The sequence below is a fragment of the Ruminococcus sp. genome, assembly GCF_016287535.1.
In the GTDB taxonomy this organism is placed as follows: Bacteria; Bacillota; Clostridia; order Oscillospirales; family Ruminococcaceae; genus Ruminococcus.
Genome location: NZ_JAEFAJ010000020.1, coordinates 1 through 15,983 on the forward strand (window position 1 = coordinate 1; position 15,983 = coordinate 15,983).

Annotated in this window: 11 protein-coding genes; 6 read left to right on the forward strand and 5 right to left on the reverse strand. The window is 46.7% G+C overall.

The features are described 5' to 3' along the window. The first annotated feature begins 269 nt into the window (after positions 1-269). From QZZ36_RS08545 to QZZ36_RS08560, 4 genes are all read left to right on the forward strand, one after another. Entirely contained in the window at positions 270-914 is a 645-nt protein-coding gene (locus QZZ36_RS08545) for a hypothetical protein (protein ID WP_295079987.1), read from the forward strand. Positions 915-968: 54 nt separating this feature from the next. Then, a complete protein-coding gene (clpB, locus tag QZZ36_RS08550) occupies positions 969-3,566 on the forward strand; it encodes an ATP-dependent chaperone ClpB (RefSeq protein ID WP_295079990.1) in 2,598 nt (865 codons plus the stop codon). Between the two features lie 530 nt (positions 3,567-4,096). Beyond that, positions 4,097-4,372, forward strand: a complete 276-nt coding sequence (locus QZZ36_RS08555) for an HU family DNA-binding protein (protein WP_294752033.1) — start codon at positions 4,097-4,099, stop codon at positions 4,370-4,372. A 19-nt stretch (positions 4,373-4,391) separates the two neighbouring features. Continuing rightward, the gene (locus QZZ36_RS08560; protein WP_295079993.1) at positions 4,392-4,847 is read left to right on the forward strand and encodes a DUF6465 family protein; all 456 of its coding nucleotides are present in this window, start codon (positions 4,392-4,394) and stop codon (positions 4,845-4,847) included. Positions 4,848-4,966: 119 nt separating this feature from the next. Here the strand turns inward: QZZ36_RS08560 and QZZ36_RS08565 are convergent, their stop codons facing one another. Then, positions 4,967-7,030, reverse strand: coding sequence for a dockerin type I repeat-containing protein (locus tag QZZ36_RS08565; RefSeq protein WP_295079997.1), 2,064 nt, complete (start codon positions 7,028-7,030; stop codon positions 4,967-4,969). A 371-nt stretch (positions 7,031-7,401) separates the two neighbouring features. Here QZZ36_RS08565 and QZZ36_RS08570 point away from each other — a divergent pair, with 371 nt between their 5' ends. Continuing rightward, complete coding sequence (locus QZZ36_RS08570; protein ID WP_295080000.1) at positions 7,402-9,561, forward strand: glycosyl hydrolase; 2,160 nt, start codon at positions 7,402-7,404, stop codon at positions 9,559-9,561. A gap of 47 nt (positions 9,562-9,608) precedes the next feature. On the opposite strand, the gene QZZ36_RS08575 is transcribed toward QZZ36_RS08570, so the two are convergent. After that, positions 9,609-10,055, reverse strand: coding sequence for an acyl-CoA thioesterase (locus QZZ36_RS08575; protein ID WP_295080003.1), 447 nt, complete (start codon positions 10,053-10,055; stop codon positions 9,609-9,611). A 155-nt stretch (positions 10,056-10,210) separates the two neighbouring features. On the opposite strand from QZZ36_RS08575, the gene cls reads away from it, so the two are divergent. Beyond that, the gene (cls, locus tag QZZ36_RS08580) at positions 10,211-11,743 is read left to right on the forward strand and encodes a cardiolipin synthase (protein ID WP_295080007.1); all 1,533 of its coding nucleotides are present in this window, start codon (positions 10,211-10,213) and stop codon (positions 11,741-11,743) included. A 31-nt stretch (positions 11,744-11,774) separates the two neighbouring features. Here the strand turns inward: cls and QZZ36_RS08585 are convergent, their stop codons facing one another. The 3 genes from QZZ36_RS08585 to QZZ36_RS08595 all read right to left on the reverse strand — a co-directional run bounded on the left by QZZ36_RS08585 (position 11,775) and on the right by QZZ36_RS08595 (position 15,952). Next, positions 11,775-12,326, reverse strand: coding sequence for a GNAT family N-acetyltransferase (locus QZZ36_RS08585; protein WP_295080010.1), 552 nt, complete (start codon positions 12,324-12,326; stop codon positions 11,775-11,777). Next, entirely contained in the window at positions 12,298-14,265 is a 1,968-nt protein-coding gene (locus QZZ36_RS08590) for a GGDEF domain-containing protein (RefSeq protein ID WP_295080013.1), read from the reverse strand. The genes QZZ36_RS08585 and QZZ36_RS08590 overlap by 29 nt, the downstream gene beginning before the upstream one ends. Before the next feature lie 283 nt (positions 14,266-14,548). Continuing rightward, positions 14,549-15,952 carry a family 16 glycosylhydrolase gene (locus tag QZZ36_RS08595; protein ID WP_295080016.1) on the reverse strand — a complete coding sequence of 468 codons (1,404 nt, stop codon included), beginning with the start codon at positions 15,950-15,952 and terminating at the stop codon, positions 14,549-14,551. Between the last annotated feature and the right edge of the window lie 31 nt (positions 15,953-15,983).

The window sequence follows — 15,983 nt, forward strand, 5'->3', positions numbered from 1 at the left end:
CATAGAAATAGTTTTGTCAAGTAATAAAACTAACCCCTTTCATTTGTAATTTTTTCATGTTTTCTATTCTCAATAACTTATTTTAACTTATTGTCTATGGCTCGGTCCACAGTGCTAAACGATGAAAATCGTTTGGGCCGAATTCTCCGCTCTTCGTGAGCGGAATTTTTTTACATTGTGAAACTTGCGTGAAAGATTATATAATCCGCTTGACAAATTCTATAATCCGTGTTAATATGTATATAACACAGAAGGGAAGTGATGTACAAATGAAAAGAAGTGTGTACAGCCTTGTTCTTATGGACGATGTAATAAAGGCTGTGGACGAGCAGGCGTACCGCCTCGGTACGAGCCGCTCAAACCTAATAAATCAGATACTTGCAGAGCATCTTTCCTGCGTCACGCCGGAAATGCGTATGCGTGAGATATTCGATCAGGTGGCAGAGCTGGTGAGCAGCAGCTTCAGGATACAGGAGCAGCGGTCACCGTCACTCATGACTGTACGTACAGCTTTGGAGTATAAGTACAGACCGACCATAAACTATAAGGTGGAGCTTGAAAGGTCGCCAAAGGAGTACATCGGGACCCTGAGAGTAAATATACGTACACAGAGCGTTCAGCTCATTGATATGTTTCACAGCTTTTTCGCCTACAGGGCAAAGCTTGAAAACGCCTATCTTTCAAGGCTCGGCATAAACAGCTACAGCTGCGAGATCGGCGACGGAAGCTTTTCACGCCGTCTTATCAATACCGGAGCGCTTTCCGGTGAAAAGGCGGGAGAGGCTATAGGTGAGTATATCAAGGATCTCGACCATGCTGTAAAGACTTATTTTGCGGCTCCCTCAGAATTCGGAGAGAATGCTCCTCTCCTTGAAAGAAATTATAGGGAGCTCCTCGGACGTTATATCATTTAGGTGAACGAAGAAAGTAAGGATAGATATGAATTACTGTGACAGGAGGATAATGTTATGAATGCAGAGAAATTGACTCAGAAGTCCGTTGACGCCGTAAGAAAGGCTCAGAGTATTGCTGTTATGCAGTCGAATTCAGTTATAGAGCCTCTTCATCTGCTTGCCGGACTTGTAAGACAGGAGAACGGCCTTATACCGCAGCTCCTGAAAAAGATGAATATAGATGAGGATATCTTTGACAGCGAGATCGAGAAGAAGATAAACGGTCTGCCTAAGATAACCGGAAGCGGCAGAAGCAGCAATATCGGTATATCGGCAGAGTGCGACCGTGTGCTGACAAACGCCGAAAGTATAGCTTCCAATATGAAGGACGAGTTTGTATCAGTTGAGCACCTCATGCTTGCTCTTATAGACTGCAAGGACAGAGAGGTATCACAGCTTTTCAGCACCTTCAACATCACTAAGGACGGTTTCCTAAGCGCTCTTATGTCCGTAAGAGGAAATACCCGTGTTACTACGGAAAATCCTGAGGATACCTATGATGTACTGACGAAATACGGTCAGGAGCTTGTTGGTCTTGCCAGGCGAAACAAGCTCGACCCTGTCATCGGACGTGACAGCGAGATACGAAATGTTATCCGCATACTCTCAAGAAAGACGAAAAACAATCCTGTCCTCATTGGTGAGCCGGGCGTCGGAAAAACTGCTATCGCAGAGGGACTTGCCCTGCGTATCGTGGCCGGCGATGTCCCGGACAGTCTCAAGGACAGAAAGGTCTTCTCCCTTGATATGGGTGCTCTCGTCGCAGGAGCAAAGTACAGAGGAGAGTTCGAAGAGCGTCTGAAGGCTGTACTCAATGAGATCAAGAACAGCAACGGTCAGATACTATTATTTATAGATGAGCTGCATACTATCGTCGGCGCAGGCAAGACTGACGGAGCTATGGACGCAGGAAACCTTCTGAAGCCTATGCTGGCAAGGGGCGAGCTCCACTGTATCGGCGCTACGACCCTTAACGAGTACCGTCAGTACATCGAGAAGGATCCTGCCCTCGAAAGACGTTTTCAGCCTGTTATGGTGGACGAGCCCAGCGTTGAGGATACTATTTCTATCCTCCGTGGTCTGAAGGAGCGCTATGAGGTCTTCCACGGCGTCAAGATAAGCGATAATGCGCTTATCTCCGCGGCTGTGCTCTCAAACAGATATATAACCGACAGGTTCCTTCCAGACAAGGCTATTGACCTTATTGATGAAGCCTGTGCAACTATCCGTACAGAAATGGACTCCATGCCTACCGAGCTTGACGTTATCTCACGCAAGATAGTTCAGCTGGAAATTGAAGAAGCGGCACTAAAAAAAGAAAGTGACAATATCTCTCAGGAGCACCTTGAAGAGATACAGAAGGAGCTTGCAGAGCTCCGTGAGAAGTTCAACAGCATGAAGGCAAAGTGGGAGAACGAAAAGAATGACATCTCCGCTGTGCAGAAGCTCCGTGAGGAGATAGAGCGCACAGGCGGCGAGATAGACAAGGCAGAGCGTGAGTACGACCTCAACAAAGCGGCAGAGCTCAAATACGGCAAGCTGCCTCAGCTGCAGAAGGAGCTGGAAGAGCTTGAAAAGCAGGCTGAACATGATATCGAGAACGGCAGACTGCTCCGTGACAAGGTAACTGAGGACGAAATAGCAAAGATAGTATGCCGCTGGACAGGTATACCGGTATCCAAGCTCATGGAGGGCGAAAAGGAAAAGATACTGGGTCTGGAAGGACTTCTTCACAAGAGAGTCATCGGACAGGACGAAGCGGTAACAAAGGTAAGCGAGGCTATACTCCGTTCACGTGCGGGCATACAGGCTCCTGACAGACCTATTGGCTCATTCCTCTTCCTCGGTCCTACAGGCGTGGGTAAAACAGAGCTTGCAAAGGCACTCTCGGAGATACTTTTCGACGACGAGAGAAATATCATACGTATCGACATGAGCGAATACATGGAGAAGTTCAGCGTCAGCCGTCTGATAGGAGCGCCTCCCGGCTATGTAGGCTACGACGAGGGCGGTCAGCTCACGGAAGCGGTACGCAGAAAGCCGTATTCAGTTGTGCTCTTCGACGAGATTGAAAAGGCTCACCCCGATGTGTTCAATATACTTCTGCAGGTGCTTGACGATGGACGTATAACCGATTCTCAGGGCAGGACAGTTGACTTCAAGAATACTATAATCATACTCACTTCAAACCTCGGTTCGCCTTATATACTTGAGGGTATAGACGCAAACGGCGAGATAACCGACGAGGCGAGAGCTCAGGTGGAAGGTCTGCTCAAAACACAATTCCGTCCGGAGTTTCTCAACCGTCTTGACGAGATAATCTTCTACAAGCCTCTGGCTAAGACTGAGATAATAAAGATTGTAGACCTTATGCTTGCTGATCTGCAGAAGCGTCTTGACGACAAGCATATACGCATAAACGTAAGCGAAGCTGCCAAGAATTATATCGTTGAGTGCGGCTACGATCCTAACTTCGGCGCAAGACCGCTGAGAAGATTCATACAGCGCAACGTGGAAACACTTGCGGCTAAGCGTATCATCGGCGGCAATCTTGCGGCAGGAGATGTCATTGACATCGACCTTGACGAGAATGGTAAGCTTGTGGCTGACTGAGGAACCGTCAATTAATTTCCTTATCTAAAAGGCAAAAGCAATAAAGGAATCAATTGGAAAAGCTGATTTTTTGAAGTTCTGTGTTTTGCACAAAAATGACGGCTCTGATTTGTACTATATTACAGTTCAGAGCCGTTTTCTCTTTTGTAAAAGGTTTGCATTCAGTGCGCAGATCCCCTTTAAATGACCATATGACGCGAAAAAAACTGCTTTTGAGAAATGCTGTTCACATAGTGTTGCAGATATGTATTTTTTTAAATTGGTCAACAACTTTTTGGATCTTCCGGGAGCCTGAAATCCTTTATATTTCGGAATATATCAGCTGTTTTATACTATATGTATTATATTTTGTAACCACAAATTTTTTCTGTAACGGAAAATAGGCAAATTCTATGTCTGATTTGAATAAAAAACACCTTGCAAATGGCTGTATATACGTCAATTTGTCTTTTTTTCATGAATTACTTGACAAATTGGAATAATGGGTATATAATTCAATTGTAAAATCTTATTTATGGAGGATTCTAACCATGACAAAAACAGAATTAATCAGTGCAGTAGCTGACAAGGCTGACTTCACTAAGAAGAACGCTGAGACTGCTGTAAACGCAATCATCTCAACAATCACAGACGCTCTCGCTGGCGGTGAGAAGGTTTCTATCGTTGGATTTGGTACTTTTGAGGTTCGTGACCGTAAGGCAAAGCAGGTCATCAATCCTCAGACAAAGAAGATGATGACAGCTCCTGCTTCAAAGGCACCTGCTTTCAAGGCTGGCCAGGCACTCAAGAACGCTGTAAACAAGTAATTCTAAGGAGGATACTATCATGCCAGATAACAAGACTGCAGAAAAGAAAGTAGTAGAAACAGCTGCTGCTCCTGCTGAGGAGAAGAAGGCTCCCGCTGCTAAGACAGCTGCTGCTAAGAAGCCTGCTGAAAAGAAGGCTGCAGCTAAGAAGCCCGCAGCTAAGAAGCCTGCTGCTAAGAAGCCCGCAGCTAAGAAGCCTGCTGCTAAAAAGCCAGCTGCTAAAAAGCCTGCTGCTGCTAAGAAGCCGGCTGCTAAAAAGCCTGCTGCTAAGAAGACTGCTGCAGCTGCCGTAGACAGCAAGGTAGTTATTCAGGCAATGGGTTCAGAGGTTAGCACAGCTGACCTTATTGCAAAGGCTACAAAGGCTTCAGGCGTTAAGAAGGCCGACAAGGTAGACATCTACATCAGACCTGATGTAAACAGAGTTTACTATGTTGTTAACGGCGATATCCTTGGCGATTTTAATCTCTTCTAAGAACGATAAGCTCCGCTTTATGCGGAGCTTTTTTGCGTGTAACGAAAGTCTCTCCATAAGCCTGGTGCTTATGGAGAGACTTTATCTTATCTATATCATGTTTTCTTTCTCACAACTTTTTAACTGAGTCCGAGGAGTTTGTTCTGTATGAGCTGTGCGTCGAGTACGGTTATACCGTCACCGTTCTGGTCTGCGAGAGCAAATCCTCTTTTTGTCATGCACCTTGCGTCCATTCCTCCGATTCCGTACTTGTTGGGATTGGCGAGTGCCTGCATTATCAGTACGGCGTCAGCCATATCTACGGAGCCGTCAGCGTTTGCGTCACCGTTTTCACCGCCGTATTTTACTATATCAAGGTCGCCGAAATAGATGTAATAGTTTTTCGGATTGATACAAAGAACGCCCGATACTGAATCGCCCTCTTGTATGCCGCCCTCTATCTCATAACCTGCGTGCATATATGCGTCCATATCTATGCTGAAAGCCTCCATGCCCTTCAGCTTGAAACCGTGACTTGTTGTGCCGTATCCAAAGGTCTCTACCTCTGCATTGTCTATGCGTATGAACTCTGAATGTTTGTCAGCAGGGTTTATATATATTCTGAAAGTAAAGGATTCAAAGTCGTAGAGCTCTTTTTCGCTCTGCTCGCCTTTTACTTTGAGAGTGATCATAGTAGAGCCTCTCTTGCCTATCTTTACCGTATAAGCATTACCGCCGATGAGCGTCGGGAACTGGTCAGCAGTATATTTTTTGCCTGTGAGGCTGGATATTGTTATGTATTCGGGAGCTATATCTTCAACCTCCCATACATAATCAGTCTTTAAATATTCAGCGTTGCCCTTGTTGGAATGTCTCATTACAGAGTGGTAAGCGTTGATGACAAGTCCGCTGAGGTCAAGCTCTTCGCCTTCGTCGTAGATGGTCTTTGTTGGAAGAGTTTTTACGCCGTCAAAGTGATCGACGCCTGTGCCGTACATCCATACCTCAGGCTCTTCCGAAGTCGTTATTTCCGGATCGGAAGCTATGATCTGGATAGTTACAGTGGGATCAAATGCACAGCCTCTTGCGTGGACGGATACTGACGCTTCGCCTTCCTTAAGAGCCTTGACGTCAAAGTAATTATTGCCGTTTTCGTAGATTATTTCTATAAGGTCTGATGATGAGTATACAGAACCGCCTGTTGTCTCACCAGTGGGGTGACTGAAGTTTATTCGCCTTACCTCGCCCACTTTCATGGGTGACTTGTCGTAATCCACCTGTGTCATATAGTCGATGTGGACTGTTGTGGTGGTTACAGGCATAGTAGTTGGCATTACGGTGTCAGTTGTAGATGAAGCTGCGACCCTGAAGCTTACATAGCCTGTGAAGGGACAGCCGCCCTCGTTTATCGAAAGATTTGCAACGCCTTCTTTAAGGGCTGTAACCCTGAATGTACCGCTGCCCTTGGTGTATTCAACTGATACGGTATCAGATGTGGCTTTTACGGAGCCGCCGTTTACTTCCATTGTCTTGGGATTGTAGAAGCGTCCCTCTCTTGTTTCGCCCACCTTCATTTCGGAAGTGTCAAATTCAACTGTGGGGGCATAGCACTCGATAACTGTTGTAGTTGAGGCCGTGTATGTGGTATTTGTCCAGACCGCTGTTGTTGTGGTACCCTTGGGTGTTCCTGACATAACAGCGGAAGTGCCGTTGACTATGATGACGTTGCCGTCGGCATCAACAATACGACCGGAAGTATCCGTCATTACCGGCTGTGCAGTGACAGGGGGAGTACTGACAGTAGTGGTGGTGGTCGTTGTTCTGTTCGGATCGGCAGTTGTCGTCGTCATAAGAACGCCGTTGCTGTAAGCCATATAGGTGAAGCTGTTGCGGTCGATATTGTTTTCGGCAGCGTAGTTCAGCAGCTCGATATAGTCCTCCTCGTTCAGATCGAACTCTATCACTACCTGATCGGGATACTGAGGATATTTGCCGGGTTCGGCACAGGTGATATTCAAGCCCTTTTCCGCGATAAACTGATCGAACATCCCGCGTATCAGGGAAAGATCGGTGATCCTGCCCTCATCTGAAAGGGCGGTGGGGGAGGCTACGCCCTCAGCGTTTACGTATACGGGAGCACAGGTAAGTGATGTCAGTCCCATTGCCAGTGAAGTAAATAGCGTAATTATCCTTCTTTTCAGCATAATAATACCTCCTTTATGGTATGCTTTAAGATTCTTATCCGTCGTGAACGTATTGTTTCATCGGTTATATTCAGTATTATGACCTCCTTTATTTATCGTTTCTACTTATTAGACGTATGAGGAAGTGAATTCTCTCACAATATTCCAAAAAAATTTTGAAATTTCATGTTTTTATCCTTAGAAGCTTATTATGTAGCTTTTTATGTATGATATGCTGCCGTAATAGCTGAAAAGTGCATTTTATGAGCGCTAAACGCCATTGAAAAGTACATTTGCACGTTATATAATATATAGTGAAGATGTATGCAGCCGCTGCACTGGCTGCGTGTCAGGAATATCGAAAAACAACCGCATATAAGGAGGATAAAAACATGAACAGAAAAATACAGAAACTCATCTCAATGGCGGCGGCGGGAGTGCTTGCGGCAGCACAGGCAGGCTCCGTACAGCTTTTTACTTCCGTGGCAGCTGATGATGCGTCTGCAACAAAATTTCCGTATACCATTGAGGGAGAGGATATGAAGGACGCCGAGCTCTGGGAGACCATATATCAGACAGAGATCCCCGGATATTCGGGAAAGGGCTTTTTCTACCTCACGGCAAAGCCGGCTTCATTTGAGGTAACTGTTCCGGAGGACGGTATGTACTCCATAACCGTTCACGGCGCACAGATACTCAATCAGGAGGGCAGACAGCAGGCAGTTTCAATAAACGGAGTCAAGTATACTACTCAGGCGGCTTATTCTGACAAGTGGGTGGATTACGATTTCGGTATGGTGCGCATGAACAAGGGTGTAAACACTATTGAGTTTATCTGCGAGTACGGCTACATGGCTATTGACACTGTTACAGTTTCAAACGCTGTGTTCCCCGACCTGTCCACAGCCAGCGGAACGCCCTGCGACCCTGACGCAACTCCCGAAACAAAGGCACTCATGGCTTATCTCAAGAGCGTTTACGGAAAGCATATCCTCTCAGGTCAGCAGGAGATATACGGAGGCGGTCATGAGGTCGCCACAACTATCCGCTTTGACGCTGAGAAGAAAAAATGCGTCGATGCCGACGGTAAGGAGTACAGCTTTGACGAGGCTGATATCTCCACAGCTGACGACGGCTCAAAGTTCGTGTGGAAGTGCTTTGATGAGGACGGTCAGCAGTACAACTATCAGTCACAGAACCGAAACTACACCCTTAACGATTACAATTACGAGGTAAGATACATCAAGGAGTTAACAGGAGAGGAGCCTGCTATACGCGGCTTTGACTTCGGAAGCTACTGCCCTTGCTATGCGTGGGACGACGGTGTTGCAAAGCGCATGATAGACTGGGCAAAGAACAAGAACGGTATATGTACCGCTTCGTGGCACGTTAATGTGCCTGTAACAAAGGCTGACTATACCCTCGGCGAGCCCCTTGATTTCGGCAGGACGACTTATAAGCCCAATACCGATTTCATTACCGCGAACTGCATGGTGGAGGGTACTATGGAGTATGATTACTTCCAGCTGTGCATGAAGAACCTTGCGGCTGAGCTGAAAAAGCTGCAGGACGCGGGAGTTCCTGTTATATTCAGACCCTTCCACGAGGCTGAGGGCAATCCAAGCAATACTCAGGATCCTATTGACGGCTCCGGAGCATGGTTCTGGTGGTCAAAGGAGGGAGCGGTGGTATATAACAAGCTCTGGGCATTTTTACAGGATACCCTGAGAGATGAATACGGTCTCCATAATCTCATATACGAGCAGAACCTCTATGCGTGGTCGGAGAATTCCGCAAAGTGGTATTCCGGCGACGGCAGGGTCGATATTGTAGGCTACGATAAGTATAACTGCCAGTACAACCGCCACGACGGCAAGCAGGCAGGTACTCCAAACGAGGACGCGGAGGCAGGTCTGTTCTATACTCTCAATAAATTTGTAAAGGGAAATAAAATGGTCTCAATGCCGGAGAATGACACTGTACCCAGCCTCAGCAATATGACAGTTGAGCACGCCTACTGGCTTTACTTCTGTCCCTGGTACGACTCTGAGCAGGAGCATTTCCTCTGCGGCGAGCAGTATCAGGATCCCAAGACCCTGACAGAGCTCTATCAGAGCGACTTCTGCATAACTCTCTCCGAGCTGCCGAAGGATCTCTACAAGAGCGGAAGCAGCGAACAGCCGGGTACCTCAACTTCGACTACTTCCAAAACTACCGCCACAACTACTACCACAACGACTACTACTGCAACTACAACAGTCACTTCAACCACTACTTCTTCATCCACATCTCCCACGACCTCAGATGTGAAGTTCGGCGACACCAACTGTGACGGCGAGATAGATATGTCGGACGCTGTGCTTATCATGCAGTTCCTTGCAAATCCCAACAAGTACGGCGTGGACGGAAGCGACAGCAAGCATATCACAGAAAAGGGCATGATAAACGCTGATGTGGATATCACCGCAAAGGGCGTTACTGCAAACGACGCTCTGCGCATACAGGAATTTCTACTCGGCAAGATAACCTCCCTTGATCCTGATGTGAAATAACGCAAAGAAAAAGCCATAAAGAAGAATGTTCTTCTTTATGGCTTTTATCATTCTGTGAATATTTCATCGAAGTCAAGACCGGCGTACCTTGCAAATACTTCGTATACCTCCGGATATCTGTTTTTGGTGCGGACTACTTTGAGCTCTGTGTCCGTAAAGCAGTGAGAGGTTCTGCCCTCAGTGCATACAAGACCTGTTTTGCGGCTTATTATCCTGTAGGATACATGGAGCGAGGTACCGTTGAACTTGTCTATTTTCAGGTATACCGCAAAGGGCTCGTCAAATCTGAGAGGCCGTTTGTATACGGCTTCTGCTGAAAGCACCGGTATAAGTATGCCTGCTTCCTCTATCTTTGGAAAGGGCAGACCTGCTTCGCTGAGGTAGTGTACCCGTGCCTCCTCAAATATGCGTATGTAGTTGGAATGATGTACTATTCCCATTTTGTCTGTTTCGTAATAGAATACCTTTCTTTCGTAGGGTCTGAGTTTGTTCAAAATATATCTTCCTTTCATTGAAAAAGTGTGGTATAATAATAAGGTATATAAATATTTTAGTGGTTTATTGTGTATATGGCGTCCGCAATTGCCCCGCAGTTACCGACCACCAAAAAGTCATTTACCCTAATAATATTATCGTCAGGAGGTGAGCCATGAAGCTGAAAAAACTGCTTAGCAGTATTCTCAGTACCAACGCCGCATTTGTCATACTTCTCCTGCTGCAGATAGGATTTCTTTTATTTGCGGTCATGCGGCTCGGAGAGCGTTTCGTCGAGGTATATTTCCTGCTCATAGTTCTCGACATAATACTGCTGGTGTATATCACCAACAAGAACGAGCCCATATCCTACCGTATGGCATGGATAGTGACCATAAGCGTATTTCCGCTCTTCGGAGGAGTATCCTATCTTTTCCTGAAGCTCTCACAGCAGTTTCCGAAATCCCTGGATATGCGCAATCAGTTACAGTCAAAGGAGCTGCTCGTGCAGGAAACGGACGTAATGGAGGAACTTTCCGCAGCTTGTCCGGATTCAATGAATCTTGCAAGGTATGTGGCTGAGTACGGACTGTATCCGGTCTACCGCAATACCCTGACAGAGTATTTCCCTCTGGGTGAGATGCAGTTTGAGAAGCTGGTGGCAGAGCTTGAAAAGGCTCAGCGTTTCATTTTCCTTGAATTCTTTATCATAACCGAGGGCTATATGTTCGATACAGTGTCTGAGCTGCTGATTCGCAAGGCGAAGGAAGGCGTTGACGTAAGGCTCATGTATGACGGCATCGGCACCGGTATGCTCAATTCCGTCAAGCCCTTCCGCAGACTTCAGGAAAACGGTGTTAAGTGCAAGGTGTTCAATCCCTTCCGTCCCATGATATCATCGGTACAGAATAACCGCGACCACAGAAAAGTTGTTGTGATAGACGGTCATACCGCTTTCAACGGCGGCACTAATCTTGCTGATGAGTATATCAACCGCAGGGAGCGTTTCGGACACTGGAAGGACACCGCTATAATGGTGCGCGGTCAGGCAGTGTGGAATTATACGGTAATGTTCCTGCAGCTCTGGGGAAAAAACGACAGCGATGAGATACGCAGGTTTGCGCCGCTGCTTACACAGGATATAGTGTCAGAGGAATATGACGGGTTTATACAGCCATTCTCTGATTCTCCCCTTGATGAAGAGCCGGTGGGAAAGAACGTATATATTGAGCTCATAAGCAATGCCCGTGATTATGTCTGCATCACCACTCCGTATCTCATAATAGATGAGGAGCTTTCAAACGCCATCGTTTTTGCGGCGAAAAAGGGAGTTGATGTACGTATAGTCACACCGCATATCCCTGACAAGTGGTACGTTCACATGATAGCGTGGAACAATTATGCGCGGCTTGCTGCAAAAGGTGTAAAGATATATGAGTACACTCCGGGATTTATCCATGCCAAGACCTGTGTAGCCGACGGGATAGTCGCGGTGGTCGGTACTATAAACTTTGATTACCGCAGCTTTTACCTGCATTTTGAATGCGGAGCCGTGCTGTATGACTGTTCTGTCATAGGAGATATAGTTTCTGACTTTGAAAAGACAGTTTCCGTATCACAGCTAATCACCCGTGAAGAATGTGAAAAAAGGTCTGTATTCAAAAAAATAGTGGGAGCAATACTGAATATATTTGCTCCCTTGCTATGAAATTTACAGCAGTCAGGCAGTTATAACGCTGTCAGAAATAATCTTCTGCGAGGATACTGCACACGCAGATATCAGTAATACCTGAATTAAAGCGGTCTGCGCTTCTGAGGACACCTTCGGGAGTAAGACCGCATTTTTCCAGTACACGCCCCGAGGCTTTATTGTCCGGGGCGTATTTTGCTTCTATCCTGTTTGCGCCGACTTCTTCAAAGAAGAACTCTATCACGGCCGCGAATGCCTCCGTGATATATCCGAGCCCCCAGTATCCTGAGCCGATACAGGTATTCATCTCCACTGTACCGGTATCGTTATTGATATTCACGGCAGTGATCGTACCTATAGGGAAACCGACTTCCTTGGGCACTACTACCCAGTGATACCACTGCGGGTCTTCATATTTTTTCAGCCATGACTGACCGAGAGCCTGCGTCTGGGATATATTGGTATGATGCTTCCAGTGCAGGAATTCAGTGACCTTTGGATCGCTTGTCCATACATGGAAGGCAGTCTCGGTATCACTTTCCTCAAATTGTCTGAGTATCAGTCTTTCGGTCTCAAGTCTGATGGTTCCAAGGTGTGTCATAATTCACATCATCCTGTCCCTGATCTCGTCTGAGGTAAGGCGAGGTCCTCTTTCGTTTTTTCTTCTCGTACATTATCTCGTCAGCCTGAGTTATCAGATTGAAGAGGGTAACGTCGCCTGAGGCGTCTGTAACGACAGAGCCTATACTTGCGGATATCTTATATGGTTTTCTGATTATGCGGTTTATACTTTCAAGCTGTATACTGAATGTGCTTTCAAGTGCGGGAACATCTTCTTCGGTAGCGTTGGCTCCGAGTATTATGAACTCGTCGCCGCCGAAACGCGCACATATCCTTCCGCTCTTGCAGCAGTCCTTGATTATCCTTGCAAGATGCTGCAGCGCGTAGTCGCCCTCCTTGTGTCCGAAGTTGTCGTTGATGTACTTCAGACCGTCCATATCTATGAATGATATGAGTATCTTTCTTCCCGATGTCTGGCAGGCTTTGAAGATCTGTCCAGCCATTCTGATGAAGCCGTTGCGGTTGTAGATATTACAGAGCGGGTCTATGATATAAAGCTTGTCAAGTTCTTCTATCATGCTGTTAAGGTGAAGAAGCTTGCAGATATTCTCAATCGAGTTGCTGATGTTCAGCATAAGCGCGTGACAGAGCAGACTCTTCAGCGGGAATGTGCTGTTTACGAATACATAGTAGCCGAGACAGCGCTCACGGAAATGGAGGGGGAGGAAATAGCTTACATTTCCGCCTCCTGAGTTCGGCAGCGGAAGCATATCCTTGCTGTCGAATGCTGACACAGGCTGATTGCGGCCGTTCATCAATATAAGTGGAGCGCTCATTTTCTCGGTATATCCCTGTATCTGGTATATCTCCGGAATTTCTTCGGTAGCCTTGCCTGATATTGACTGATCCCAGTTGGAGCAGAGGCATACCTCAAAGCGCTCGCACTGGACCTCATGGATAAGTCTTGCGATTGTTCTGAAATTGTCATCTGGAGTATCATTGTCGGCAAGCTGTGCCGTCATGCGGTTGAGGAGAGATATGTCGCTCTTGAGACTGTTTATCATTTTATATGTTGCAGTCTTGTATTCGTCGATATCTATCGCTTCAGGAGCCTTGCAGCCGCAGCTCTCCGAGAATACGGGAGAAGATTCAAGGAAAATTGTCTCCTTCTGTTTTTTTCCGTTTATGACTTTTATTATGACCTCGCAGGCCTTGTAGCCTGCCTCGTCGAGAGGACGTGAAACAGTTGTAAGGGCAGGAAGATGATGACGGGCGTTGTAGGTGTTGTCGAAGCCTGTGACGATCACGTCATCAGGTACCTTGTAGCCCATATTTGTCAGCTCCTCTATAGCTGCAAGAGCCATTGCGTCGTTGGCGCAGATGATCGCCTGAGGATGGGGGAGCTTGCTGCTGTAGAAATACTCTATTGCCTTTTTACCATCGGCAGCGCGGAAATCACCGTGATATACACGCTCTTCCGGGACCTCTATCGAGTATTCATGCATTACATCAGTGAATGCTCTGTGGCGGTCTGCTGCCTCAGGATTTGAGACAGGACCTGAGATATAGTTAATGACCTTTGCGCCGTGTACCTCGATTATATGGCTGATCAGCTTCTTCATAGCTGAGAAGTTGTCTATCGAGATATTGTGGAATTCATGGTACTCGCTGCAGTCGAGAATGCTTACAGGCAGACCTGATCTTTTTACACGGTTTACGATCTTTTCCTTTTCTATAGGATCGCTGATGGTGTTGCTGAGAAGTATTACCCCGTCGAACTTCTCAAAATTGATGAGGGAGTAAATATTGTATTCACCCACATCGTACTTGCTGTTTGCGAGAACGCCGCCAAAGGCGCTGAAACAAGAAATATTTGCGTTATGCTCTTTTGCACAGCTTATAATGCCGTCAAAAACGCTGTTCTGGTATTCTTCGTCAATCCCTGCGACTATAACTGCGATTTCTACTATTTTCTCCATTAATACACCCCTTTTGTATGATGAAAGATAAAAATGCATAGCGCGTTATGAAACGAACGCTTTTTTTAGCAGATCTTTTCAACTAAACCCATTGAAAAAATCATACCTGTTAATGCCTGCTGTTTGTCCTACAGGGCAAATGATACAGGCATTATTAAGTACATATTAATTATAACATAATTTTTATAGGATTTCAAGTAAATTTAGTAGAAAAGTACGATAAAAGCAAAAAAATCAGCCGATGATGGGATATCGGCTGATTCTATATGGTGAACGAAAAGTTTTACTTTATCTCTTCGACTCTGACATTGGATATATATACTGTTGCGGTCGAGCCTCTGTGACCGAGATTGAATTCAAGACGTCCGTTGTTGTCGTCCTTTTCCTTCATTTCAAAGTCATAGGTGAAGGTCTGCTTTTCAGGAGTTACCTGAAGCTTGGTATCCTGCAGGTAGCGGATCCAGCCTGCGGATGGGGCGGAAACACATACTATGATATCGCGCTCTTCATCGGCATATGCGTCGAAGGTAACACGGTATTTTTTGCCCTTTATCATAGGAAGATCCGGCTGCACGAGCTGTACTGAATAGTCCTCTGTTCCTTCCTTTTCAGAGGTGATGACTATCATGTTGTCCCTTATCTCGGCAGCTCCCTCGCCGCCGTTGAAGAGGAGGAACTTCCAGTTTACGTCATCTGTAAGGTCCTCAGCCTCGGAGAAGTCGCCGTTGAATATATAGTTGCCGTCCTCCTGAGCCTCACGGAATGCCTTTGCAGGCTTTTTGACATTTGTATCATATTCAGGCTTCTGATATACTCTTACGTAGTCTATCTCGAATTCAGCCTTGTCAAAATCTGTTGAAGCGTCTGGATCTCCGGGCCATGTTCCGCCTACAGCAAGGTTCATCTGAACAAAGAAGGGCTGATCGAAGGGAGCAGGGTAGGGCTTTTCGTCCTCGCCCTGTACTGCTGTGAACCAGTCGTTTGCGGTATTGTAGAGGTTGCCGTCGATGTACCAGCGTATCTCGCCGGGCTCCCACTCTACTGAATACTCATGGAAGCTGTCAGCGTAGGACTGACCTGTCAGAGCCCATGTGCCCTGCTTTTCACCGTGGGGCTCACCGTAGTGGAGAGTGCCGTATGCGGTGTTCACATCGTTTCCGAGAACCTCCATAATGTCGATCTCGCCGCACTTTGGCCACTGACCGTAGAAGTTCTCGTCCTTGGGCATCATCCATATAGCCGGCCAGAGTCCCTGTCCTTCTGGGACTTTAGCGCTTGCAACTATCTTTCCGTAAGTGAAATCGGTCTTGTTCTGACCTGTTACTTTGCCTGAGGTGTAGTAGTCCTTGCCGTCCTTCTCGGACTTGACCGCCTTTATTACCAGCTTGCCGTCACGGAGAAAGACGTTGTCTGTCGAGGTGGTGTACTCCTGCAATTCCTCGTTTGTCCAGCCGGGCTCATGGGGCTCATAGTTCCACTTGCTCTCGTCGAGGGCGCTGCCGCTGAACTCGTCGTTCCATAGCAGGGTATAGCCGTCCAGCTCAGGGACTTCAACAGTCTCTGCCGGAGTTCCTGAAGTTGCTTCCGGAGCCTTTCCGGAGTTTGATGTATTGCTGCTGCCGCAGCCCGCAGTGCAGGCGAGCATTGAAAGAGCGGCGAGCATTGATAAAGCTTTCATTGTTTTCATGTTTTTTCTCCTTAGATAGTGGATTAATTCT